General features: G+C 46.0%; 2 pseudogenes. Both read left to right on the top strand.

Annotated elements, in window-relative coordinates:
* Positions 1–806 (top strand): annotated as a pseudogene (locus KIV40_RS32070) (aminoglycoside phosphotransferase family protein); the annotation flags it as partial.
* Positions 796–915 (top strand): annotated as a pseudogene (locus tag KIV40_RS32065) (MFS transporter); the annotation flags it as partial. The pseudogenes KIV40_RS32070 and KIV40_RS32065, both read left to right, overlap by 11 nt.

Here is a 915-nt window from a genome sequence, read left to right as displayed (position 1 = left end):
AAACCTCTTGGTATCAAGGGTTTACTCAAGAATATGATCCACATTGCCCTGTTCCTGTTGGTTTGCAATGTCAACAAACTTAGGGTGAGTGGCTGATCGTCATGCAAGATCTCAAGACGCTCGGCTTCCCAAACACATCCAACTTTGATGTGCTAGCGAGTGAAGTCGAGGGTTACAGTCTTGAAGAGGTGCAGCAGCGCAATGCTTGTTTACGCTGGCTTGCGCATTTCCACGCGAAACATATCAACATAAACCCGAGTGATGTATCGAGTTTGTGGGAAACTGGCACCTATTGGCATTTAGCAACGCGACCGGATGAACTGAGTGTATTGGATGATCAAGCTCTCAAGAGAAACGCTGAGAAGATTGATCATAAGTTGAAAGAGTGCCCTTACCCAACATTAGTGCATGGTGACGCCAAGTTAGCCAACTTCTGTTTTGATATTGAAAATAAAAATGCGGCAGCAGTCGATTTTCAATACGTAGGACTTGGCTGTGCCATGAAGGATGTGGCGCTGTTTATGAGCAGTGCTATTAGGCCAAGAGATTGTGCAGAGCGAGAGATCGAGGTGTTAAATGTCTATTTTGAGCAGCTTACTCACGCATTGGCACTCTATCAGCCACAATTAAATGCAGTGCAAGTCGAAGCGGCTTGGCGCCCTATGTTTGCAACCGCATGGGCCGATTTTCAACGCTTTGTTAAGGGCTGGAGCCCAAATCACTGGAAGATTAACCCATACACTGAGCAGCTAACGAAAAAAGCACTCAGTGAGATGAACGAACAGGAGTTTGTTGATGTTCGATAAAACTGCAAGTTGGAAGACGCCGCAGAACTTTTTGTTGCTGATTTCGATTATTGTCCCGATCGCGTTTTCGAGTTGGATGGCGCTGCTGAACAACTTTGTTGTCGAGCGT

It is taken from the genome of Vibrio sp. D173a (assembly GCF_030248475.1).
Note: the sequence above shows the minus strand (reverse complement) of the source record. Positions and strands in the feature narration are given on the sequence as shown.